This is a genomic window from Pseudoalteromonas sp. H71, assembly GCF_001468485.1.
GTDB lineage: Bacteria > Pseudomonadota > Gammaproteobacteria > Enterobacterales > Alteromonadaceae > Pseudoalteromonas.
Map to the genome: position 1 here is coordinate 52,820 of NZ_LODI01000044.1, position 24,811 is coordinate 77,630.

Annotated in this window: 21 protein-coding genes; 14 read left to right on the top strand and 7 right to left on the bottom strand. The window is 40.6% G+C overall.

Annotated elements, in window-relative coordinates; translation table 11 throughout:
* Positions 1-206: 206 nt before the first annotated feature.
* The 3 genes from ATS71_RS14650 (at position 207) to ATS71_RS14660 (ending at position 3,723) form a co-directional block, all read left to right on the top strand.
* Entirely contained in the window at positions 207-992 is a 786-nt protein-coding gene (locus ATS71_RS14650) for a hypothetical protein (RefSeq protein ID WP_058405492.1), read from the top strand.
* Between the two features lie 100 nt (positions 993-1,092).
* Positions 1,093-2,469 carry an amidohydrolase gene (locus tag ATS71_RS14655; protein WP_058405493.1) on the top strand — a complete coding sequence of 459 codons (1,377 nt, stop codon included), beginning with the start codon at positions 1,093-1,095 and terminating at the stop codon, positions 2,467-2,469.
* 12 nt (positions 2,470-2,481) lie between these two features.
* Positions 2,482-3,723 carry an amidohydrolase family protein gene (locus tag ATS71_RS14660; protein WP_058405494.1) on the top strand — a complete coding sequence of 414 codons (1,242 nt, stop codon included), beginning with the start codon at positions 2,482-2,484 and terminating at the stop codon, positions 3,721-3,723.
* A 102-nt stretch (positions 3,724-3,825) separates the two neighbouring features.
* Here the strand turns inward: ATS71_RS14660 and ATS71_RS14665 are convergent, their stop codons facing one another.
* Together ATS71_RS14665 and cspD are read right to left on the bottom strand one after the other, a co-directional pair.
* Positions 3,826-6,048 carry an NADP-dependent isocitrate dehydrogenase gene (locus ATS71_RS14665; RefSeq protein WP_058405495.1) on the bottom strand — a complete coding sequence of 741 codons (2,223 nt, stop codon included), beginning with the start codon at positions 6,046-6,048 and terminating at the stop codon, positions 3,826-3,828.
* 516 nt (positions 6,049-6,564) lie between these two features.
* Entirely contained in the window at positions 6,565-6,783 is a 219-nt protein-coding gene (gene cspD / locus ATS71_RS14670) for a cold shock domain-containing protein CspD (protein ID WP_006792879.1), read from the bottom strand.
* A 208-nt stretch (positions 6,784-6,991) separates the two neighbouring features.
* On the opposite strand from cspD, the gene clpS reads away from it, so the two are divergent.
* Together clpS and clpA are read left to right on the top strand one after the other, a co-directional pair.
* Positions 6,992-7,300 (top strand): ATP-dependent Clp protease adapter ClpS, encoded by a 309-nt coding sequence (gene clpS, locus ATS71_RS14675; protein ID WP_021032429.1) that lies wholly within the window; start codon positions 6,992-6,994, stop codon positions 7,298-7,300.
* A gap of 68 nt (positions 7,301-7,368) precedes the next feature.
* Positions 7,369-9,630 (top strand): ATP-dependent Clp protease ATP-binding subunit ClpA, encoded by a 2,262-nt coding sequence (gene clpA / locus ATS71_RS14680; RefSeq protein ID WP_058405496.1) that lies wholly within the window; start codon positions 7,369-7,371, stop codon positions 9,628-9,630.
* A gap of 193 nt (positions 9,631-9,823) precedes the next feature.
* On the opposite strand, the gene infA is transcribed toward clpA, so the two are convergent.
* The 4 genes from infA to trxB form a co-directional block, all read right to left on the bottom strand.
* Positions 9,824-10,042 (bottom strand): translation initiation factor IF-1, encoded by a 219-nt coding sequence (gene infA, locus ATS71_RS14685; protein WP_002962494.1) that lies wholly within the window; start codon positions 10,040-10,042, stop codon positions 9,824-9,826.
* 90 nt (positions 10,043-10,132) lie between these two features.
* Entirely contained in the window at positions 10,133-10,837 is a 705-nt protein-coding gene (locus ATS71_RS14690; RefSeq protein WP_058405497.1) for an arginyltransferase, read from the bottom strand.
* A complete protein-coding gene (gene aat / locus ATS71_RS14695) occupies positions 10,830-11,546 on the bottom strand; it encodes a leucyl/phenylalanyl-tRNA--protein transferase (RefSeq protein WP_058405498.1) in 717 nt (238 codons plus the stop codon). Before aat ends, ATS71_RS14690 begins: the two co-directional genes overlap by 8 nt.
* 99 nt (positions 11,547-11,645) lie before the next feature.
* The gene (trxB, locus tag ATS71_RS14700; protein WP_058405499.1) at positions 11,646-12,596 is read right to left on the bottom strand and encodes a thioredoxin-disulfide reductase; all 951 of its coding nucleotides are present in this window, start codon (positions 12,594-12,596) and stop codon (positions 11,646-11,648) included.
* 289 nt (positions 12,597-12,885) lie between these two features.
* Between trxB and pssA the strand changes: the two genes are divergently transcribed.
* Positions 12,886-14,211, top strand: a complete 1,326-nt coding sequence (gene pssA / locus ATS71_RS14705; RefSeq protein ID WP_058405500.1) for a CDP-diacylglycerol--serine O-phosphatidyltransferase — start codon at positions 12,886-12,888, stop codon at positions 14,209-14,211.
* Positions 14,212-14,279: 68 nt separating this feature from the next.
* Here pssA and ald read toward each other — a convergent pair whose 3' ends face one another.
* Positions 14,280-15,401, bottom strand: a complete 1,122-nt coding sequence (gene ald, locus ATS71_RS14710) for an alanine dehydrogenase (protein WP_058405501.1) — start codon at positions 15,399-15,401, stop codon at positions 14,280-14,282.
* Between the two features lie 142 nt (positions 15,402-15,543).
* Here ald and lrp point away from each other — a divergent pair, with 142 nt between their 5' ends.
* From lrp to ATS71_RS14755, 8 genes are all read left to right on the top strand, one after another.
* Positions 15,544-16,023, top strand: coding sequence for a leucine-responsive transcriptional regulator Lrp (lrp, locus tag ATS71_RS14715; RefSeq protein ID WP_006792871.1), 480 nt, complete (start codon positions 15,544-15,546; stop codon positions 16,021-16,023).
* Positions 16,024-16,191: 168 nt separating this feature from the next.
* A complete protein-coding gene (locus ATS71_RS14720; RefSeq protein ID WP_058405502.1) occupies positions 16,192-18,690 on the top strand; it encodes a DNA translocase FtsK in 2,499 nt (832 codons plus the stop codon).
* Positions 18,687-19,313 (top strand): outer membrane lipoprotein chaperone LolA, encoded by a 627-nt coding sequence (gene lolA / locus ATS71_RS14725; protein ID WP_058405503.1) that lies wholly within the window; start codon positions 18,687-18,689, stop codon positions 19,311-19,313. The genes ATS71_RS14720 and lolA overlap by 4 nt, the downstream gene beginning before the upstream one ends.
* Positions 19,306-20,649 carry a replication-associated recombination protein A gene (locus ATS71_RS14730; protein WP_058405504.1) on the top strand — a complete coding sequence of 448 codons (1,344 nt, stop codon included), beginning with the start codon at positions 19,306-19,308 and terminating at the stop codon, positions 20,647-20,649. Before lolA ends, ATS71_RS14730 begins: the two co-directional genes overlap by 8 nt.
* On the top strand, positions 20,642-21,022 hold the full coding sequence (crcB, locus tag ATS71_RS14735; RefSeq protein ID WP_058405505.1) for a fluoride efflux transporter CrcB: 381 nt from the start codon (positions 20,642-20,644) through the stop codon (positions 21,020-21,022). Before ATS71_RS14730 ends, crcB begins: the two co-directional genes overlap by 8 nt.
* 9 nt (positions 21,023-21,031) lie before the next feature.
* Positions 21,032-22,336 carry a serine--tRNA ligase gene (gene serS / locus ATS71_RS14740; RefSeq protein WP_058405506.1) on the top strand — a complete coding sequence of 435 codons (1,305 nt, stop codon included), beginning with the start codon at positions 21,032-21,034 and terminating at the stop codon, positions 22,334-22,336.
* Positions 22,337-23,095: 759 nt separating this feature from the next.
* The gene (locus tag ATS71_RS14750; RefSeq protein ID WP_058405508.1) at positions 23,096-23,926 is read left to right on the top strand and encodes a DUF2971 domain-containing protein; all 831 of its coding nucleotides are present in this window, start codon (positions 23,096-23,098) and stop codon (positions 23,924-23,926) included.
* 353 nt (positions 23,927-24,279) lie between these two features.
* Complete coding sequence (locus ATS71_RS14755) at positions 24,280-24,708, top strand: retropepsin-like aspartic protease (RefSeq protein WP_058405509.1); 429 nt, start codon at positions 24,280-24,282, stop codon at positions 24,706-24,708.
* Positions 24,709-24,811: the final 103 nt, after the last annotated feature.

Here is a 24,811-nt window from a genome sequence, read left to right on the forward strand (position 1 = left end):
CTAATTAAAAAAGCTGTTAATCAAACGCAACAAGCTGTAAGCAAGTATGTGTAATGTACACACTTATATTTAGGCTCATGAAAACACATGTTTTTAAGTGTGTTTTTTGACACACTTTTATAAAAATAATTTTATTGATACTGACATATTCTTTAAGGCTGGTATTATCGCCTCATAAATAAACGTGAAGATTTTTAGGATAAACAGTGAGTAAAGCGTTAGCCAGTTATTACCAGCAAGCCTATGCATGCGAACAACAACATTTTAACCAGTGTTTTTATTGTGGCTGCGAAGCAACTGAGCGAGATCATTGTCCACCTCTTCACATGTTGCAAAGTATTATTGACTTAGGCGAGGATGCCGACTTTATTTCAATTCCTGCTTGTTATGAGTGCTATGCGTTGTTACATAATGAACGACTTATGTCTATTGATGAGCGCTTTACAAAAATTAAAAAAAAGTTGTCTAACAAATACGCTAAAGCACTGCGTGTTTACAACATGTGGGAAGAAAACGAATTAAGTGACATGAGTGATGAATTTGCTCACAGTATTCAGGCCGGAATGAAATTAGGAAAAGAAGCCGCTGAGCGATTAGCGTTTACAGGTTTTAGTTACGCCACTGAAGAGGCCCGTGTCACAGTACGCGAAAAAACCAAAGAGTTTGATGTAGAAGGAAAGGTGTTTTCCGATTTTAAAGACGCACTGAATTACTGCATTACTGTTTTAAATGTGCAAAAAAGTGACTTTTATAAAATTTTAGTTGAAGACTACAACGGCGATTTTAACAAAGCCCTTAGTCAGTACCGTCACCGCCACGACAAAGTAACCGCGGCTAAAGATGGGAATACCCTTATTAAAGATTTTTCTAAATTGCATAAGCAAAATTCAGATTTTGTAACCCGCACGGTTAAGCATTTTATCAGTAAAGATCCGTCACTCACCACGCAGGGCGCGCTAGAAAAGCTCTATAACAATTATATAAAAAAATAATCACGTAAATTCATCTTAATTTACCGCGTTTTCACCTGTTTTTTTAGCTTTATGCCCAAGCATTCGCTAAAGTATTAAAAAAACAGGAGAACCCAAAAACATGAATAAATTTGCTCCCTCTTTATTAGCCGTTGGCCTAGCCGCTGCACTTGTAGGCTGCCAAGAAAATGGCCCGCAAGATGATAAGATTACAATCAATAAAAATCCTTACCCAAGCACTTACACGCCAATTTCAACATCAAGTACACTCATTACAAACGCGACTGTTTTGACCGGGACTGGCGAACGTTTAGATGACGCTGATGTATTATTAGTTGATGGTAAAGTACTACAAGTGGGTAAAGACTTAGCTGCAAAAGCAGACACGACGATTGACGCACAAGGTAAATGGGTAACACCAGGTATTATTGATGTACATTCTCATTTAGGTGCGTATCCAAATCCATCGGTAGAATCACACCAAGATGGCAACGAAATGACTAGCCCAAATACAGCTGAAGTTTGGGTAGAGCATTCTGTTTGGCCACAAGACCCAGGATTTAACCGTGCACGTGAAGGCGGTATTACGTCACTTCAAATTTTACCGGGCTCTGCTAATTTATTTGGCGGACGTGGTGTAACACTTAAAAACGTGCCTGCGCATACAATGCAAGGAATGAAATTTCCTGATGCACCGTATGGACTAAAAATGGCATGTGGTGAAAACCCAAAACGCGTATACGGCCGTAAGGGCGTATTGCCTTCAACACGTATGGGTAATATGGCTGGTTCGGCTTGGATTGGTGCTCAAGAATATAAACGAGCCTGGGATAAGTACGATGCAGAATACGCCGCAGGTAAAAATCCAGATGTACCTAATCGCGATATAAAGTACGACACATTACGTGGCGTGCTTGAAGGCGAAGTGATGATACACAATCACTGTTACAAAGCTGAAGAAATGGCAATGATGATTGACCTTTCAAAAGAATTTAACTATCACGCAGGTACTTTTCATCACGGTATTGAAGCATACAAAATTGCCGATTTATTAGCTGATAATGGTTCGTGTGCTGCATTGTGGCCAGACTGGTGGGGCTTTAAAATGGAAGCTTACGACATGGTTCAAGAAAACGTTGCCATTGTGGATGCGGTTAAAAACTCGTGTGCCGTAGTTCACTCAGATTCAGACACAACTATTCAACGCTTAAATCAAGAAGCGGCTAAAGTGATGTATCGCGCCAATGAAAATGGCTTTGATATTTCAGAAGAGCATGCAATTAAGTGGATCACCACTAACGCTGCGAAATCATTGGGTATTGACGATAAAACAGGCTCGCTTGAAGCAGGTAAACAAGGCGATGTGGTTATTTGGAACCAAAGCCCGTTTAGCGTTTACGCAAAAGCTGAGCAAGTGTTTGTTGATGGTGCAAAGGTTTACGATAGAAACGATAGCACTTATCAAGCAACCAGTGATTTCATGTTAGGTCAAAAATAAGGAGCACCCAGAATGAAAAATTTATCACGTTCGTTTTCGCTATCTCTGGTTGCTGCCGGATTATTCGCCTCTGGTGCTGTAAATGCTCAGTCACTGGCAATTATTAATGCAACTATTCATACATCAACAGAGCAAGGCGTATTAGAAGGCGCAAGCATTGTTATGGACAACGGTAAAATTACTGCTATTAACCCAGCACAAGTAAACGCCGATGAAATTATTGATGCGAATGGCAAAATTGTTACCCCTGGATTCATTGCAAGCAACAACCAACTAGGCTTAGTTGAAGTAGGTGCGGTTGCAGGCTCTCGCGATGCGGGTGACGACAAAGCCGGTATAGATTTTGATGTAAGCCTTGCTTACAACGCACATTCAAGCTTAATACCTTATGCACGTAAAGGTGGCGTTACAAGAGATGTAATTACCCCTTATGGCGGCGATAGTATTTTTGCTGGTTTGGCAAGTGTGGTTGATTTGAGTGGTAGCCTTGAAAGTAACATTCAAAAACAAGCGGCGTTAGTTGTACATTTAGGTGAGCGCAGAAAAGGCTCGCGAGCTTTTACACTGCAAACATTAATTAACAAGCTAGATGCACATCAAACTAAATTGAGCAAAAAAGATAAAAAAGACGACGATAAACCAAGTACTGAAGATAAAGTAATGGCTAAAGTACTTTCTGGCGATATGCCATTGGTAATAAGCGTATCGCGTGCTTCAGATATTGTTGAGCTTATTAAAGTAAAAGAACAATTTGGTGTTAACTTAGTACTCAGTGGAGCACAAGATGCCGTTGTTGTTAAAGAGCAAATTGCTAAAGCGAATATTCCCGTAATTATTAGCGCTATGGATAATTTGCCGGGTAGTTTTGATTCATTACATGCTAATTTAAACAATGCTGGTTTACTTGAAAAAGCCGGTGTTAAGGTACTTTTAACGGTTGGCGGAGACGCAAGCCACAACATTTATCAGCTTCGCTTTGACGCAGGTAACGCTGTATCTTATGGCATGAGCCAGCAAGGTGCACTGAAAGCTGTTACATCAAATGTTGCTGATGTATTTGGTATTAATGCGGGCAGTATTGAAGTAGGTAAAGCTGCAGATGTAGTGATGTGGACTAATGATCCGTTTGAAATAAGCAGTAACGTAAGCCGTATGTTTATAAATGGCACTGAGGTGTCTACACAGTCTCGTCAAGATAAACTACGTGACCGTTATACTACTGATTCAAATATGCCAAGAGCATACACTAAGTAATGAGTGAACGTTAATTTAAATAGGCCGCATTGAGCGGCCTTTTTTATAGACGTAAAAAAACCGCTTATTTTTAAAAGTAAGCGGTTTTATTTTTACTTTTTATTACACTAATTTAGCAAGGATATCGTTAAATGTAGTGCTTGGACGCATTGCTTCAAAAGCGGCTGCGTCGTTAGGCTGGAAGTAACCACCTAGTTCAACTGCAGGGCCTTGAGCATCGTTTAATTCGCTTACGATGGTATCTTTATTTGATTCTAAATCGCTCGCAATTTGCGTGAACTGCGCTTTAAGTTCGCTATCGTCATTTTGCTTAGCAAGCTCTTGAGCCCAAAATAAAGATAAGAAGAAATGAGAACCACGGTTATCAATTTCTTTAACTTTACGTGAAGGCGATTTGTTTTCAGCAAGGAAAGTGCCCGTCGCTTTATCAAGCGTATCAGCAAGCACTTGTGCCTTGTTATTACCTGTAGTTACGCTTAAATGTTCTAGTGAAGCTGCAAGTGCTAAAAACTCACCTAAAGAATCCCAACGTAAGTGGTTTTCTTTTTCAAACTGCTGAACGTGCTTAGGTGCAGAACCACCTGCGCCAGTTTCAAATAAGCCACCACCATTCATAAGTGGAACAATTGAAAGCATTTTAGCGCTTGTACCCAGCTCTAAAATTGGGAATAAATCTGTTAGGTAATCACGTAATACGTTACCTGTTACAGAAATAGTGTCTTTACCTTCTTTAATGCGAGCTAAAGAGAATAAAGTGGCTTCAAGCGGTGCTAAAATTTGAATATCTAGGCCAGCTGTATCGTGATCTGGTAGGTATTTATTTACTTTTTTGATTAGCTGAGCATCGTGTGCACGGTTTTCATCTAACCAAAAAATAGCAGGAACGCCTGTAGCACGTGCACGGTTAACTGCAAGTTTAACCCAATCTTGAATTGGTGCATCTTTAACTTGACACATACGCCAGATATCACCTTGCTCAACACTGTGCTCAAGTAATGTAACACCCGCTGTATCAACTACACGAATAGTACCGGCAGCTTTAGCTTCAAACGTTTTGTCGTGCGAACCGTATTCTTCTGCTTTTTGAGCCATAAGGCCAACGTTTGGAACGCTACCCATTGTCGTTGGATCGAACGCACCGTGTTCTTTACAAAAATCAATAGTTGCTTGATAAACACCAGAGTAACAACGATCAGGAATTACAAAACTTGTGTCTTGTAGTTTTCCATCGTTATTCCACATTTGACCGCTTGAGCGGATTGCAGCAGGCATAGACGCATCAATAATTACATCACTTGGCACGTGTAAGTTTGTAATGCCACGGTCTGAATCAACCATAGCAATAGCAGGGCGGTCAGCGTAAACAGCTTGAATATCTGCTTCAATTTCTTCGCGCTTAGCGTCATCTAATGTTTGAATCTTAGAGTATACGTCCCCTAAACCGTTGTTTACATCAACGCCAAGCTCTTCAAATAGCTCACCGTGTTTTGCAAATACATCTTTGTAGAAAACTTTAACTGCGTGACCAAAAATAATTGGGTCAGATACTTTCATCATTGTCGCTTTCATATGAAGCGAAAATAAAACACCTTTTTCTTTTGCAGCATCAATTTCAGCAGCTAAAAAAGCTTGTAGCTTAGCCGCACTAATGCGCGAAGCGTCAATTACTTCACCAGCAAGTAGCGGTGTGCTTTGCTTAAGTACAGTTACGTCACCGTTAGCAGCAACATGTTCGATACGAACGTCTGTTGGTGTTTCGATAGTTGTTGATTGTTCTGAACCAAAGAAATCGCCTTCGCTCATGCTCGCTACGTAAGATTCTGAATCTTTGCTCCAAGCGCCCATTGAATGAGGGTTATTACGAGCATATTCTTTTACAGAACCTGGCGCACGACGGTCAGAGTTACCTTCACGTAATACTGGGTTTACCGCACTACCTTTAACTTTGTCGTATGCAGCTTGGATTGCTTTTTCTTCATCGTTTTTAGGTTCAACAGGGTAATCTGGAAGCGCATAGCCTTTTGCTTGAAGTTCCTTGATTACAGCGCGTAACTGTGGAACTGAAGCACTAATGTTTGGAAGCTTGATGATATTTGCTTCAGGTGTTTTTGCAAGCTCACCTAGTTCAGCAAGTGCATCACCAATACGTTGTTCTTGCGTTAAATAATCAGGGAAGCTAGCAATTACACGACCTGCTAATGAGATATCGCGAGTTTCAACTTCAACACCTGCTGCATTTGTATATGCTTGGATGATCGGTAGCAACGAGTAAGTTGCTAGTGCCGGAGCTTCGTCCGTTTTTGTATAGATAATTTTTGATGTCATCATCATTCCTAGATAGTCGGCCAATAGGCCTTATTCAACAATGCAAAGAAATCATTAACGCTGAGTTAGCAAATATTATAGTGTTTTAATAAGTACGCTCAGATAATGAATAGTTTGTTAGGTGTTGGTACTCGTGTAGCTTTGTAATTAAAGCAGAATAGTCACACCTGACGAACTGTGGTCATATTTATAGCTAAAAAAACAATAAAAATAAATTAGCCTTTAGACTAGTAAATTTTATATGGGCGGCAAGTTGAGTTTTTTGCAGCATTTTACGTATATTTTTAGCACTAAGAGTGTAACAAGCTTGAATACAAAGGGCTAGAGTTTGAACATGCTAAGGGGCAGTTAAACAGCCAACTGTTAGAATATTGGGGTATATAAAATAAAAACAAGGATAAGGGTTGAAAATACAGAAAAAGAAGCAATTTATAACAATGAAGGGGTAGAAAAGTAGCTTAAGGAATTAAGCGAGGAGCCTAGAAGGTCGCTCGCTTTAGTCGAATAAAACAGTAATCACTCTAAAATGTCGCCATCTAAGGCAATATTTTTAGCGTGTAGGCCTTTAGGACCTTGTTCTAGTTCGAATGTTACATCTTGACCAGCTTTAAGCGTTTTATAACCGTCCATTACAATTGTAGAGTAATGGGCGAAAATATCATTCTCGCAGCCGTCTTCAACGATGAAACCAAAACCTTTAGCATTGTTAAACCATTTAACTTTACCACAAGCCATACTTCTACATCCTTCAATAAGTTGACTAATTTAGTTATTCTAAACCATATTATTTGCTAGACTGATTAAGGATTAATCAATCTATGTTTGACTGTAGTTTATTTAATCAATCAGTCAAGCTTTTTGGGCTGTTTTTTAACATTTTATTTATTTTTTATTCAAGTTTGCTTGAGTTCCTAAGACAAGACTATATTTAATTATGAGTGGTATGAAAGATTCAGGTGTTATCGACACAGTTCGCGACAGCGAAAAGCAAAAGCTACAGCCGCCGCGAAAATACAAAGTTGTTTTAAATAATGACGATTACACGCCGATGGACTTTGTAATAGAAGTTTTAACGACGTTTTTTAATATGGATAGCGATAGAGCAACCGACGTGATGCTTCAAGTTCACGAAAAAGGTAAAGGTATCTGCGGCGTTTACAGCGCTGATGTAGCCTACACCAAAGTTGAACAAGTTAACCGCTACTCGCGTGATAACGAGCATCCGCTGCTTTGTAGTTGTGAGCAGGAATAAATACCAACTAGGGTGATCACACACCTGTTTGTTGTGGTATACATTATTATCTCAGTAAGGGGTTGCCAATGCTAAACAAAGACTTAGAACTAACCTTAAATGCCGCGTTTCGTGAAGCGCGCACTCGCCGTCATGAGTTTATGACCGTCGAGCACCTTTTGCTTGCGCTATTAGATAACCCTTCTGCCTCAGAAGCGCTAAATGCGTGTGGTGTAAATATTTCAGGCTTAAAATATGAATTGCTTGAGTTTATTGATGAAACAACACCAGTTATTCCCGATTTAGAAGAAGAGCGTGAAACGCAGCCTACACTTGGTTTTCAACGTGTTTTACAACGTGCAGTGTTTCATGTTCAATCATCAGGTAAAAACGAAGTAACCGGCGTAAATGTGTTGGTTGCTATTTTTTCTGAGCAAGAAAGTCAAGCTGTTTACCTACTTAAGAAAAACGATGTTTCACGTTTAGATATTGTTAACTTTATCTCGCATGGTATTTCAAAAACTGATGACGATTTAGGTGATGACACCGACGACATCAATGAAGAAGTGCAAGAAGTTCAAAACGAAGAGGCTAGCAAGCTAGACAGTTTCACTACTAACTTAAATGCGCAAGCGCGCGAGGGTAACATTGACCCATTAATTGGTCGTGACAGTGAAGTAGAGCGTGCCGTACAAGTATTGTGTCGTCGTAAAAAGAACAACCCATTACTTGTTGGTGAAGCGGGTGTAGGTAAAACAGCGATTGCTGAAGGGTTAGCTTATCGTATTGTAAACGAGCAAGTTCCTGAAGTGATTGCAGATGCGGTTGTGTACTCTTTGGATATGGGTGCGCTGCTTGCCGGAACCAAGTATCGCGGTGATTTTGAAAAGCGTTTCAAAAGCTTACTAAAAGAGTTACAAGCAAAACCAGGCTCAATTTTATTTATAGATGAAATACACACCATCATTGGGGCTGGGGCTGCGTCAGGCGGGGTTATGGATGCGTCTAACTTGCTGAAGCCATTGCTTTCAAGCGGTAAGCTTCGTTGTATGGGGTCAACGACCTATAACGAATACAAAAACATATTTGAGAAAGACCGTGCATTAGTTCGTCGTTTTCAAAAAATAGATGTACTTGAGCCAAGTGTTGCCGATACCACTAAAATTTTGAATGGCCTGAAAGATCGCTATGAAGAACACCATGGTATTCGTTATACACAAAAAGCGCTCAAAGCCGCTGCTGAGCTAAGTGCTAAATACATTAACGAACGTCATTTGCCTGACAAAGCTATTGACGTGATTGATGAAGCAGGCGCTAACCAGCGTTTACAGCCTAGCTCGAAACGCAAAAAAACCATTGGTGTATCAGATATTGAAATGATCATATCTAAAATGGCGCGCATTCCACCGCAGAATGTATCGTCTTCGGATAAAGAAACACTTAAAAATATCGACCGTAATCTTAAAATGTTGGTGTTTGGGCAAGATCAGTCTATTGATGCACTCACATCGGCAATTCGTTTATCACGCTCAGGGCTAACCAGTGAAGAAAAACCAGTGGGGTCGTTCTTATTTGCAGGACCTACCGGTGTTGGTAAAACAGAGGTCACTAAGCAGCTTGCTAAGTGCATGGGTGTTGAGTTTATTCGTTTTGATATGTCGGAATACGTTGAGCGTCATGCAATTAGCCGTTTAATTGGTGCGCCACCAGGCTATGTTGGTTTTGAGCAGGGCGGTTTATTAACTGAGGCTGTTATCAAAAACCCTCATGCGGTTGTTTTACTCGATGAGATAGAAAAAGCACATCCAGATATTTACAACATTTTATTGCAGGTAATGGATCACGGCACATTGACCGACAACAACGGGCGTAAGGCCGATTTTAGAAACGTTGTGTTAGTCATGACCACCAATGCCGGTGTACAAGAAACAACTCGCAAGTCAATTGGCTTCAGCGAGCAGGATCACACACACGATGCAATGGGTGAAATAAATAAAACATTTTCGCCAGAGTTTAGAAACCGCTTAGATAACATTATTTGGTTTAATCACCTTGAACGTGAAGTTATTCTATTGGTGGTTGATAAATTTATTGTTGAACTGCAAGCACAGCTTGATAAGAAATCAGTTAATTTTGAATTGACCTCTAAGGCACGTGAATGGTTAGCTGAAAAAGGCTACGACAAAGCGATGGGGGCACGTCCAATGGCACGTGTTATTCAAGAAGAGCTTAAAAAGCCACTCGCCAACGAAATATTGTTTGGTAAGTTGTCTGATGGCGGTACAGTTAAGGTATCGGTTAAAGACAAGAAAATCCGTTTTGATTACGAGAGCAATTTAACGCCGGCTTAAATGTGTTTAAAAATGCTAAATGGCCCGCTTGAGATAGTGGGCCATTTTTATTTTAGACAACAAAAAACCCAGCCTAGGCTGGGTTTTTTGTTTATTAAATGTAATTGCTAGTCAAAGTCCATCAATTACATTTAATAAACGCTTTAAGCTAGTTATACACTAGCCAAAAACTAAATCTCGTTTACGCACTTACTTAGCGAGCACGGAATACGATACGACCTTTCGATAAATCGTAAGGAGTCATTTCTACCGTTACTTTATCGCCGGTTAAAATACGGATATAGTTTTTGCGCATTTTACCTGAAATATGAGCCACAACTACGTGACCATTTTCTAGCTCAACTCGGAACATTGTATTTGGTAAAGTATCAAGGACAGTCCCTTGCATTTCGATTACGTCTTCTTTCGCCATGTTTAGCGTAACACCTCTTTAATAGTTAAACGCTGCAGATTTTGCCCAAAATACACCAATAAGTAAAGGCGCAGGGGCTATATTTGTAAATTAAATAGCCACCCACTCATCATTAAGCTGTTTTTGTGCCGGTAAAAACTGCGTTTTGTACTTCATTTTGTCGCACTCATCAATTTGGTAGCCTAAATACACAAATTGTTTATTTTGTGCTTTGGCAAATTTTATTTGTTCCAATATCATAATTGACCCCAAGCTGTAATGCTCAAAGTCAGGATCAAAAAAGGTATAAATAGCAGAAATAGCGTTGTCCATACAATCAGTTACGGCAACACCGACTAAAGTGTCTTGATGCCAAAGTTCAATAAACGTGATATCAAGCCAACTACACAACAAAAAGCTCTGAAATTGTTCAGGTTGAGGCGGATACATACTACCATCTTGGTGACGCAGGGTAATGTATTTACTGTATAACGGATAATAGTCTGCACGCTCACTACTAGAATAAGTAACAGTAAAGTGGGTTTTTGCTTTGTTTAGTTTACGTTTTTGTGATTTTGACGGGATAAATTCTTGCGCTAAAACACGTACAGAGTTGCAGGCACTGCAAACGGGGCAATGAGGGCGATAAATTTGGTTGCCACTGCGTCTAAAGCCCAAAGCTAATAATGACTCAAACTTGCTTGCACTGTAATAAGTAGGATCGAGTATTACTAATAGCTGCTCACGCCTATTTGGCAAATAACTACACGCAAATTCTTGGCTTAAACCCACCCGGGCTGTCAGGTTTTCATTCATAGATTGCATCCAGTTTTTGTGGCTTCCACATTGAAGGATTAACTTTATAGGTAAGTGCAGTGTTAAGTTTAGCTAAAAAATCAGAACGAGATATCACTTTTGCACCCAAACTCATTAAATATGGGTTTTCGAGTTGGCAATCAATAAAATGTGCATTATGTTTTTTTAACCAATTAACCAGCGCCCACATGGCTAATTTAGAGCAATTAGTTTGATGATGAAACATCGATTCACCACAAAATACACCATTTTGCATTATCCCATATAAGCCACCTGCAAGCTCTCCGTTGCGCCATACTTCTAAACTGTGTGCTATTCCTGCGTTGTGAGCATTGGTATACGCGCTGAGCATATCAGAGGTGATCCAAGTACCATCGGTATCAAGACGTTGATCGCGGCATGCTTCAATAACTTCAATAAAGGCGTTATTGATGGTTACTGTGACGGGATATTTTTTTAGGTGCTTGCGCAGGCTTTTACTAACATGAAAATCGCTTAACTCCACAATGCCACGCTCACTTGGTGACCACCACATAATGGGTTCGTTATCGCTAAACCAAGGGAATATACCGTTGCGATAAGCATTACATAGGCGAGGTAGGCTTAAGTCACCACCAACAGCAAGTAAGCCGTCGGGAGATACTAATGCGTACTCTGGATTAGGAAATGCTATATCGGTATCGCTTAATTGGTATAGCTGGTTTTTCATAAGGAATGTACTTTTTATTGTTTGTTTTAAAAGTGTAACTATATTTTAGATGTAAAAAAAGGGGCTGATTGCTCAGCCCCTTTTGTGAAAAAATAAATGTTACAGGTTGTCTAAAAAGCGCTCTGCATCAAGGGCAGCCATACAGCCTGTACCCGCTGATGTAATTGCTTGGCGGTAAATATGATCAGAAACATCACCTGCAGCAAAAACACCTGGTACGCTTGTTTGCGTTGCGTTACCGTTAAGACCAGACTCAACAACCAGGTAGCCGTCTTTCATTTCTAGCTGACCTTCAAACATATCTGTGTTTGGTTTGTGGCCAATTGCAATAAACACACCTGCTAGGTCTAGATCTTCAGTAGCATCAGATGCAACATCTTTAATACGAATGCCTGTTACGCCCATTTGGTCGCCCAAAACTTCGTCAAGCGTACGGTTGTAGTGCATTACAACGTTACCGTTTGCAGCTTTTTCTGTAAGGCGGTCAGCAAGAATTTTTTCACTACGGAAGCTATCGCGACGGTGAATTACATGCACTTCGTCAGCAATGTTAGATAAGTAAAGTGCCTCTTCAACTGCAGTATTACCACCGCCCACAACCGCTACTTTTTGACCTTTATAGAAAAAACCATCACACGTTGCACATGCCGACACACCGCGACCTTGGAAGTTTGTTTCAGACTCTAAGCCTAAGTATTTAGCAGATGCGCCAGTGGCAATGATCAGCGCATCACATGTGTATGTACCTTGGTCGCCAGTTAGTGTGAAAGGGCGTTTAGAAACATCAACTTTATTAATGTGGTCAAACACAATTTCGGTTTCAAAGCGTTCAGCATGCTCTTTCATACGGTCCATTAGTGCAGGGCCTGTTAAACCGTGTGCATCACCCGGCCAGTTTTCAACTTCAGTAGTTGTGGTTAATTGACCACCTTGTTGCATACCTGTAATTAAAACAGGGTTTAAATTTGCACGGGCTGCATATACTGCTGCCGTGTAACCAGCTGGGCCAGAGCCTAAAATTAGTAGCTTGCTATGTTTTGCTTCAGTCATGATATTTTCCTAAACGATTCTATACGGTCATTAATGCGCTCGATTCTAAGAAAAACAAGGCAGAAGTAAACAAAATCTGAGATTATTTTTTTTAGTAAATCGAAAAGCTGTTCATTTTTATGTACTAAACAATCACACTTTTACGCCTTACAGGGTAAACTAGCTCAATAAATAGACTAACAAGCAACAAAACGTCGTTAATTCATGACCACTTTGATTTTTTTTGTTATGTTTTACCTAATTTTGATTTGTCACTGATAGATTATGTGACCTAAATGAATAGGCAACTATGTTATTTTGGCAGGAAAAACCCGCATTTGGGTTGACTTCAAAAGACGTTAACGTCTTAACCAATGCGCAAGATTACCGCACACAATTACTTAATTTAATCGCTAATGCAAAAACGCGTATTTATATTACCGCGCTTTATTTGCAAGATGATGAAGCAGGCCGCGAAGTTTTAGAGGCATTACACAATGCATCTTTAGCTAACCCTGGACTTGAAGTAAAAGTACTGGTCGATTTTCATCGTGCCCAGCGTGGACTCATTGGTGCTGAGAAATCAGACGGGAACGCAAGTTTATACTGTGACTATCTAGAAAAATTTAAATCAAATGTACAAGTATTTGGTGTACCTGTAAAAGCGAAAGAGCTATTTGGCGTCTTGCATCTAAAAGGCTTTGTTATAGACGACACGTTACTTTACAGCGGTGCTAGCTTAAATAATGTGTATCTACAGCATAACGACCGCTACAGGCTTGACCGTTACTTTTTAATTACGCAAAAAGGTTTGTGTGATTCTGTAATAGACTTTATCGAATCAAAGCTGTTGAGTTCTGTGGCCGTGCCTCGTATCGACATGCGTCCGCTCAAGCGTTTAATTGACTTTAAACTTGAGCAAAAGCAATTAATGCGTGATTTAAAAGCAGCAAGTTACAAGTCGGCTGAGCAAGCAAGTAATAATGCGTTAAATATTCGTTTGTTTTTAGGACTTGGGCGCCGGCATAACGAACTTAACCGTATGATCAAGGCGCTTTTTGATACAACAGAGCGCGAACTAGTGCTTTACACGCCATACTTTAACTTCCCGGCGCCGCTTATGCGCTCATTACGCAGGCTTTTAAAGCAAGGCAAACATATTACAATTGTTGTGGGCGATAAAACCGCAAATGATTTTTATATGCCACCTAGTGAGCCGTTTAGCAAAATTGGTGCGTTGCCTTATTTATACGAAACTATTTTGCATAAATTCGTTAAAACGCAAAAACGCCATATAGATAACGGAAACTTGAACGTATACCTTTGGAAGCACGGCAATAATTCTTTTCATTTAAAAGGAATATGTGCAGATAGATCAAAGCACTTATTAAGTGGACATAATTTAAATCCACGTGCATGGGGTTTAGACATAGAAAATGGAATACTAATTGAAGATCCCGAGCAAACTATTATGCAAGCGATTGATAACGAAAAGCATGAAATTCTTAAGCACTGCCGCCGTTTAACTGGTCCAGATGATTTAGAAACCATGGAAGATTACCCTCAGCCAGTTAAAAAGTTACTTGGCCAAGCAAAACGGGTAAAAGTAGATTTTATTATTAAACGGTTTATTTAAATTTAGTTTAAGTTAGACATAAAAAAAGCAGCTTTATAGCTGCTTTTTTTGTAAGTACAAACGCTAAATTAAGCGTTTTCTACTGCTGTGCGTGGGTCAACGTAATCCATGTTAAATGCTTCAGCAACTTCTTTGTACGTTACTTGGCCTTTAATTACATTTAAGCCTTTTAAGAAGTTAGCGTCATCTAGCAATGCCTTTTTGTAACCTTTGTTTGCAAGGTTAATAATAAACGGCAATGTGGCATTGTTAAGTGCAAATGTAGATGTACGTGGAACAGCACCCGGCATATTCGCAACACAGTAGTGAACAACGTCGTCAACAATAAACGTTGGATCAGCGTGCGTTGTTGCTTTAGACGTTGCAATACAACCGCCTTGGTCAATAGCAACATCTACAATGGCAGAGCCTGGCTTCATTGCTTTAATGTGATCGGCTGTTACTAGCTTAGGAGCCGCTGCACCAGGGATTAATACACCACCAATAACTAAATCGGCTTCAAGTACATGTTTTTCTAGTGCGTCAGCAGTTGAGTAGATTGCTTTTACTTTATTGCCAAATTGCGCGTCTAGTGCACGTAGTACATCAATGTTACGGTCAAGCACAACAACATCTGCACCTAAGCCAACTGCCATTTGCGCAGCGCTACGGCCTACCATGCCACCACCAATAACAACAACTTTGGCTGGCTCAACACCTGGTACGCCACCTAGCAACATACCACGACCGTGGTTAGATTTTTCAAGTGCTTGTGCGCCGGCTTGAATAGACATACGGCCAGCTACTTCGCTCATAGGCGCTAGAAGTGGTAAACCACCGCGAGAGTCAGTCACTGTTTCGTAAGCAATACAAATTGCTTTGCTCTTAACAAGGTCTTCAGTTTGTGGAAGATCAGGTGCAAGGTGAAGGTAAGTAAATAGAATTTGGTCTTCACGAAGCATTGCACGTTCAACTGCTTGTGGTTCTTTTACTTTTACAATCATCTCTGCGTTTGCAAAAACGTCAGCTGCAGTTGCTAAAATGTCTGCACCTGCTTGGGTGTAATCTTCATCTGTAAAACCAATGCCCATACCTGCATTCGTTTCTACAATCACTTGGTGGCCGTGATTAACTAATTCACGAACACTAGCAGGAACCATACCTACGCGGTATTCATGGTTTTTGATTTCTTTAGGTACACCAATAATCATAACATTTGCCTTATTAAGAACGGATTGAAATTTTTCACTATTATATTCATGACAAGCCAGTGTGTCTCACCTTTTTTAAATGCTAAGCTAGTGTTATTATCTAAAATTATAAAAATTACAGAATAAAAACCTAGTAGGGCTTATGCATCAGTTATTAGACAGAATTGACCGCAAAATTTTGATGGAATTACAACACGATGGGCGCCTTTCAAATGTTGAACTGGCCCGACGAGTTGGTCTGAGTGCCACGCCCTGCCTAGAGCGCGTAAAAAAGCTTGAGCGAGAAGGTTACATACTCGGATACAAAGCGGTGGTCGATCCGGCTAAGTTAGGGCAGGGGTTATCGGTGTATGTAGAAGTCACCATAACAAAAACATCGCCAGACGTATTTGACGAGTTTAGTGCAGCCGTTAAAAAGCACGAAGAAATAATAGAGTGTCATTTAGTGTCGGGTAATTTTGATTTTTTACTTAAAACGCGTGTTAACGACATGTCGGAATACCGGGGAGTACTGGGTGATATATTGCTTAAATTACCTAACGTAAGTGAAAGCAGAACTTATGTAGTGATGGAAGAAGTAAAAGGGGAAGACGGCGTTATAATTCGCCCTTATATTGCTTAAATTAATAATGGCATTGTAAATAATTATTTTATTACGCCTAATTTATAAAAACTTGTTCATAATCAGGCCATACAAACTAAGATAAAGTGCATCAAATTGCATTTCCTGCTAAGGTATTTGACTGCTGTTGAAGTGTAATAAATAGAATAATAAGAGGGATAGGAAGCTATGCGCCTGAACGGTGTGCAAAGACTATTAGAAACAGGGCTGATAATCAGTACCTTTGCTGCAATATTTATTTTATGTGCCTTAATCAGTTTTGATCCGGCTGACCCGTCGTGGTCGCAAACCGGAGAATTTAGAAATGTAAAAAATATTACAGGCACAGCCGGTGCATGGGTTGCCGATATACTTTTACTTACTTTTGGGTGGCTTGCTTACTTAGTTCCGGCGGCAATTCAATTATTTGGTTATTTATTATTTAAGCAACCCCACCGTATTTTACAGCTTGATTACACAACATTAGCCCTTCGTGTTATTGGCCTAGCCCTGTTTGTAACGTCTGCTACGGCAATCAGTAGCATTAACTTTGACGACATTTATAATTTTTCATCAGGCGGGGTAGTGGGAGATGTCATTGCGACAGCCATGATGCCGGCGTTTAATTTTACCGGCACATCAATTTTGCTATTGTGTTTCTTTTTTGCAGGGTTAACCCTTTTAACGGGTGTGTCGTGGGTTGATTTTGTAGATTACCTAGGCGATTTAATGGTTAGGTTGTATCGCTTTATTACCTCGTACATTAAAGGTTGGATGAGCAGAGAACGCATTGCTGCAAATACAAATAATGACAATGTAGATGCCCAGTTTAACGACGATCTCACAGAGCAGCTTGAAGCGCCAGTAGAGGCGAAAAACGACGCGCCTCAAAAAGCCATTAATAAACCACAAACACCTTTTACAGAACCACAAATTAGTGACGACTACAGCCCATTTGATGAGCTTGACGATATACTCGATCAAGAAATTGGCTTTAGTGCCATAGACGATCAACCAATGGATACGGCAGCAGCATTAAACGCGCTAGATCAAAGCCAAGTTGTGGAACCTGAAAAGCCAGTTACAACGGTGGTATCGCCAGCTAGACCAATGCCTAAAGCAAAGCCAGCGTATCAGCCACCGCCTACGGCAAAAGAAAAATTTGAACAACTGCTTGATCAAGAAGCGCCACCAGGCCCATTGCCGTCGCTTGATTTACTCGACAGGCCCGATAAAGCTAAAAACCCAATTTCGCAAGAAGAGCTCGATGTTGTATCTCGCCTAGTAGAGACAAAATTACTCGACTTTAACGTACAAGCCACTGTCGTTGGTGTATATCCAGGCCCTGTCGTAACACGATTTGAACTTGATTTAGCACCGGGTATTAAGGTGTCTAAAATTACCGGTTTATCAAAAGATTTAGCTCGCTCGCTTTCTGCTATTAGTGTACGTGTAGTTGAAGTTATTCCGGGTAAAACTTACATAGGCATAGAGCTACCTAACAAACACCGTGAAATAGTGCGTTTGTCGGAAGTAATAAATGCGCCTAAGTTTGAGCAAAACCCATCGCCGCTTACCATGGTGTTAGGTAAAGATATTGCAGGCCAGCCAGTGTGTGCTGATCTTGGTAAAATGCCGCATTTATTAGTCGCTGGTACAACGGGGTCGGGTAAGTCAGTGGGCGTTAATGTAATGATATTAAGCTTACTGTACAAATCGGGCCCAGATGATGTACGTATGATCATGATTGACCCTAAAATGCTTGAGCTTTCGGTTTACGAGGGTATACCGCATTTATTGTGTGAAGTTGTTACCGACATGAAAGAAGCGGCTAACGCGCTGCGTTGGTGTGTAGGTGAAATGGAGCGTCGTTACAAGCTGATGTCGGCATTAGGTGTACGTAATTTAAAAGGCTACAACCAAAAAGTACTTGATGCCAAAGAAGCGGGCTACCCAATTATGGACCCACTTTTTAAAGACACAGACGGCATGAAAGACGGCCCCGACGAGCTTGAAAAACTACCAAGCATTGTTGTAGTAATTGATGAATTTGCCGACATGATGATGATTGTAGGTAAAAAAGTAGAAGAACTTATTGCACGTATTGCACAAAAAGCACGTGCAGCAGGTATTCACTTGGTCCTTGCAACACAGCGTCCATCGGTTGATGTAATTACAGGCTTAATAAAAGCAAACATACCAACACGTATGGCGTTTCAGGTATCAAGTAAAATAGACTCGCGCACCATACTTGACCAGCAAGGCGCCGAAAACCTTCTTGGTATGGGTGACATGCTTTATTTACCGCCAGGCACTAGTGTACCAGAGCGTGTGCATGGCGCATTTGTAGATGACCATGAAGTACATGCAGTCGTTAATGATTGGAAAGCACGTGCTAAACCTAATTACATAGACGAAATACTTAATGGTGACGCCACGGAAGATATTTTATTACCCGGTGAAGCAAGCGAAAGTGCAGATGAAGAGTCAGACCCTCTTTACGACGAAGCGGTCGCATTTGTAATTGAGACAGGCAAGGTATCGGTTTCATCAGTACAACGTAAGTTGCGCGTAGGGTATAACCGTGCAGCCCGTTTAGTAGAACAAATGGAAACATCAGGTATCGTAAGTTCACCAGGTCATAATGGTGCTCGCGATGTATTAGTACCTAATGGAGCAAACCAATGAAAAAATTAAACAGTTTATTATTACTATTAAGCGGCTTAATTGCCGCACCGAGTTTTGCAGACGACAGCCAAGCACTGCAAGACAAACTGGCAACACTTAAAAGCTTTAAAGCTCAGTTTGCACAAAAAGTAACAGACAAAGAAGGCCAAGCTGTAATGCAAGGCGAGGGTACTATCGCCCTTAAGCAACCTATGATGATACGCTGGGAGCAAACAAACCCTGACGACACATTATTTGTATCAAATGGTGATAAAACCTACTACTTCGACAGCTTTGCTGAACAAGTAACCATAATGGATACTCACAGCTTAATTGACTCAACGCCGTTTGTATTACTTACATCAAAAGACCCTGCTCAATGGGAAAAGTACAGCGTAAAAGCCACTAAATCTGGCTTTAGTGTAACGCCAAATAAAGGTATAGAGAGCCAAGTAGAGCAGCTTGATATCACGTTTGTAGACAACCAAGCAGGCCTTGCACAATTAGTCGTTACCGATAATTCGGGGCAACTTTCTTCGTTTACTTTTAATGATGCTAAAGTAAACACCGAGCTTGATGCAGCAATGTTTGAATTTACCCCGCCAGAGGGTGTTGAAATAGACGATCAGAGCCACGGTGAGTAATTTAGGCTTTAACTTTGGGCCTGATGTACGCCCACTTGCGGCGCGTATGCGCCCAACAACGCTTGACGAATACATAGGTCAACAGCATTTACTTAGTGACGATAAACCCCTGCACCAAGCCATTGTTGCAGGGCGTTGCCACAGCTTAATTTTGTGGGGGCCGCCTGGGGTGGGTAAAACAACCCTTGCGCAAATTATTGCAAACCATGCCGATGCCGAGCTTATACAAATGTCGGCTGTGACCGCAGGCGTAAAAGATATTCGCGACAGCGTAACGCAAGCCCAAGATAACCTACAAAGCCGCGGGCAACGCACGCTAATGTTTGTTGACGAAGTACACCGTTTTAATAAATCACAGCAAGATGCATTTTTACCTCACATAGAAGATGGCACCTTTATATTTGTTGGCGCAACAACCGAAAATCCTTCATTTGCGCTTAATAACGCTATTTTATCGCGCGCACGCGTGTATGTTTTAAAGTCGTTACAAGAGAGCGATTTATACACAGTAATAGAGCGCGCACTTAAGCAAGATGAGCAACTAAACCAAAAAAACATAGTTATTGCTAGTAACGCCAAACAGGCACTGTGCCAAGCAAGCGGCGGTGATGCCCGCAAAGTGTTAAACCTGCTTGAGCAAGCGGTTGATTTAACCACGGAGCAAAACGGCACATACAACGTAGATGAGCACGTATTAAGCCAAGTACTGCCAACTCATTTAGCAAAATACGATAAAGGCGGCGATGAATTTTACGATTTAATATCGGCTTTTCATAAATCAGTACGCGGAAGCTCCCCCGATGGTGCGCTTTATTGGTACTGCCGTATTTTAGCTGGCGGTGGCGACCCACTTTATGTAGCAAGACGTTTACTTGCCATTGCAACAGAAGACATAGGTAATGCCGACCCCCGCGCAATGGAAGTGGCGTTAAACGCATGGGATATATTTCAACGTGTTGGCCCAAGTGAGGGCGAACGCGCTATTGCACAGGCCACTTTATATTTAGCCAGCGCACCCAAAAGTAATGCAGTTTATATGGCGTTTAGCCAAGCAAAGGCAGATGCCAAAAACGAGCCAAGTTACCCAGTGCCAGAACATTTACGTAATGCACCTACAAATCTAATGAAAGACTTAGGTTATGGAGCTGAATACCGCTACGCGCATAACGAAGAGGGTGCCTTTGCCGCCGGTGAAAAATACTTACCGCCAGAAATGGACGGCAAGGAATATTACTTACCGAGCGAACGCGGCCTTGAGCAAAAAATTAAACAAAAACTTGATTACTTAAAAGAGCGCGACGCGCAAAGCCCACTTAAACGATACGAAAATGATTAAACTTTATATGATGATCGCCATTGGTGGCGCTTCAGGAGCCTGTTTACGGTTTTTTATTAGCGAAACCATGCTAAAACTCCTTGGTAGGGGATTCCCTTTTGGCACGTTGGCGGTTAATATTCTGGGTTCATTGTTAATGGGCATTTTGTACGGTTTGATAGAGAAACAAATTATCACTGTAAGCCCCGCTAAAACCCTTATTGGAATTGGCTTTTTAGGTGCGTTAACCACCTTTTCAACATTCTCAATGGACTCGTTGTTGTTGTTACAACAAGGCCACTTTATTAAAATGGCCCTCAATATCATCTTAAATGTGATGGTCTGTATTTTTATGGCTTGGCTGGGCCTTCAGCTGGTTATGCAAAAAGGTTAAAAAACTAACATGTTAGATTCTAAATATTTACGACAAGACGTTGAGCAAACTGCAGCACGCTTAGCAGCGCGTGGCTACGAGCTTGATGTTGCAAAAGTGACAGAACTTGAAGAGCAACGCAAAACATTACAAGTAAAAACGCAAGAGCTTCAAAGTCAACGTAACGCCAGTGCTAAAGCCATTGGCCAAGCAAAAGCAAAAGGCGAAGACGCACAGCCGCTTTTAGACGCAGTGGCAAATTTAGGCAGCGAATTAGACGCCACAAAAAAAGCACAAGACGAAGTACTAAACGCCATTAACGACATTGCATTAGCAATTCCAAACTTGCCAGACGAATCAGTACCAGAAGGCGCTGACGAAGACGACAACGTTGAAATACTTACGTGGGGCACGCCTAAAAAGTACGATTTTGAAGTTAAAGACCACGTTGACGTAGGGCAAGACCTAAACGGCCTAGATTTTGAAATGGGCGTTAAAATTAGTGGCGCACGCTTTACAGTAATGCGCGGTCAAGTAGCACGAATGCACCGTGCATTAACGCAATACATGCTAGACACCCACACAGATACAAACGGCTACACAGAAATGTATGTACCGTACTTGGTAAATAGCGCAAGCCTTTACGGCACGAGCCAATTACCTAAGTTTGCAGGCGACTTATTCCATACATTAGGCCTGGTAAACGACGACGGTGAGCAACAAGCTGGTTTTAGCCTTATTCCTACAGCAGAAGTACCGCTTACTAATAGCGCACGCGACGAGATTTACGAAGAAAGCGATTTACCCATTCGCTTAACTGCGCACACGCCATGTTTTAGAAGTGAAGCAGGCAGCTACGGTCGCGATACACGCGGTTTAATTCGCCAGCACCAGTTTGATAAAGTTGAACTAGTACAACTAGTAAAACCAGAAGATTCAATGCAAGCGCTTGAAGAGCTAACAGGCCATGCAGAGCAAATACTACAAGCACTAGAACTTCCGTACCGTAAAGTCATCTTATGTATGGGCGACATGGGCTTTGGTGCAGCTAAAACATACGATTTAGAAGTATGGTTACCGGCGCAAGATACCTACCGCGAAATTTCGTCTTGTTCAAATATGGTTGATTTCCAAGCACGCCGTATGCAAGCTCGCTTTCGTCGTGAAGGGGCTAAAAAACCAGAGTTACTACATACACTAAATGGTTCAGGTTTAGCGGTAGGGCGTACACTCGTAGCCATACTAGAAAACTACCAACAAGTAGATGGTTCAGTAGTCGTACCAGAAGTATTACGCCCATACATGGGTGGACTTGAAGTGATTGGTAAAGCGTAAGGTTTAGCTATTAGTTTTTTGGCTATAAGTTTTAAGTAGAAAAGCCGCTGTTTTAAACGAACAGCGGTTTTTTTGTGGATAAAAAGTGAAAGGTTCAAGAAGAAAGGATCAAGGCGAAAGAAAAGTTTAAGTTTTTGTTGTTTATTAGTGCATTACTCTTTTGTCCGATATTACTGTTCTCTACCATTTGGGTGTTTTTCTACATCAAGTAAATTTAGGTGAGAGCTAACTAATTGTTTACATGTGCTTATTCACTGGTTACATTAAATTAATTGTAATATTTGGACATTTGTCGGTTTATGAAGCGACAAATGTCGGATACAAAGTTGTTATGTTTGCTTAGATATGGAGTATCTAAATTGAAAGAAGTTATAATAGATATATTGTTTGCTGGCTTATTGGTTGTCCCACTAGTTCTAAACTTTACCCCACGTTTGGTTAAAAAGTTGATTACTACCTTTGATAGATCTATTGCTAAGAGTAATAGCTACCTTCTCTCGTTACCTATTTCTGTGTATTTGATTTATGAATTGTCTACAAAAAGTAACTGGGCCGCCAATTTAGGCCTGTTTGTTGCGTTTGTATTTTTCTTTACAATCTATGCGTCTGCTATAGCATGTTTGTTTCAAAGAGCAGACAAACATAACAAACGCCTAAACTCCGACAATGTTTAGTTGTCACGGTTTTGGCAAACAACGCAAAAAGCCGCGCCAACACATTGCGTGTTAGGCGGGCGTAAGCTTTTCAACGGAGTATCGAGTGAACTTCGATTACGTATATAAGTTTCATAAAGTTACTGATAATTCCAAAAATGCCTTGCTTAATAGAAAAATATGGCTTTCAACGCAAGAATCATTGAATGATCCATTTGAAGGTATAACGAAAACAATCTACCCAAGTGACCGAGAGGCTTTCATCATAAAATGCGTAAATTACATGACAGAAATGTTATGTGATGAGGAAAGCTTGGAAAAAAGCCACGCTAAAAATATTGTTCTTCAAAGATACATTGAAAATCCAGAAGCATTCCTAGAAATAGTTCTTGAGCAAGCCCATAAAGAACACAGGTCAGCAATAGAGCACACTAGAAATTTAGGCATATATTCAACGTCTGCTGATATACCAAACGATGAGCGTTCTCATGTTGCCAACATGATCATGTGGTCTCTGTATGCTGATGGTTTCAAAGGATTTTGTATAAAGTACAATGCAAAAGAGCTTTATAGGTCACTCAGAGAATTAAATTCAGAAGATAAGTTCTCATATGCAAAAGTCAATTATGTAACAAAACCTCATGAGGTCGATCTATTTTCGCTGGTACATAAAGGCAATATAGAGCATCTGAAAGCCTTACAGTGCAAGCATGAGCAATGGGGGCATGAGTGTGAATGCAGAATATTATGCACATCTACAGGTTTAAAAGAAATATCCCAAAATTCTATTGAGGCGATATATTTTGGAGATAAAATATCTTCTCAAAATGAAATTGATCTTATTGAAATAATGCAGCAATCGTTCCCAAACACCCCAGTTTTTCGGGTAAAGCTGGATGACCAAAGCTATGGAATTAAAGTCGGGAAGAAAATGTAACAAGTAAATCCAGGTGACGCCTAGGGAGCACCTGATTTAAAGTTAAGGGGGTCAAAGTTAAGGGGGTCAAATCTTGACTTCAGACATCAAGTCGCAATTAGTTAGATGCACCTTTATTTAAGCCATTATATGGACTTCCCAGATTTCTCTAAAAGCGAAGCGCCTCTGGCTCTCTTTGTGAATTAATAGACTTTAAGAAAATTAGTTTTTGTATATTTAGTTTGAGAAATTACTGCAAGATTTGAAATACAAAAGGGCTGTGAGTGAAAAGTCACTTGCTTACTATTTATGCGGTTGTTTTAGAAGGTAACTGTAGTAGAGTGTTTGTAAATCAACCTAAATAAGGAACATTCATGGAATTAGTTAAAACCACAAGCTTGCAATTTGAAGTAACAGAAACAGGGCATCAAATTATACAAGCTGAAATAAACGGGCATAAAGTAAATTTAATTTTAGATACAGCCGCGGGTGCATCTGTTTTAGATAGGGCATGTATTAAAAAGCTTGGGGTAAAAGAGGAACTAAGCGAAGAAAATGCCGCAGGGTTAGGTACAGCTGATCACGAAATGGGCTTAATAGACGTTTTGAAATTTGAACTGGCAGGCCAGTTGTATGAAAGTACGCAGTTTGTATCACTCAACCTAGACCATGTTCAGGCCGCTGGTGGCGGCAATACAATACATGGGTTACTAGGTTCTCCATTTTTTAGAAAGTACCAAGCTATAGTAGATTTTGGTACTAATACACTTACAATTAGTGAGCCATTACCTGATTGTGAGTGATTAAAGCGGCTCTCTTAAGCCGCTAGTATCCTCTAAAAGCGAAGCACCTTTAACCCTATTTGTACATTAATTTGCTTTAAACAACATCAGCTTTGCCTCTTTG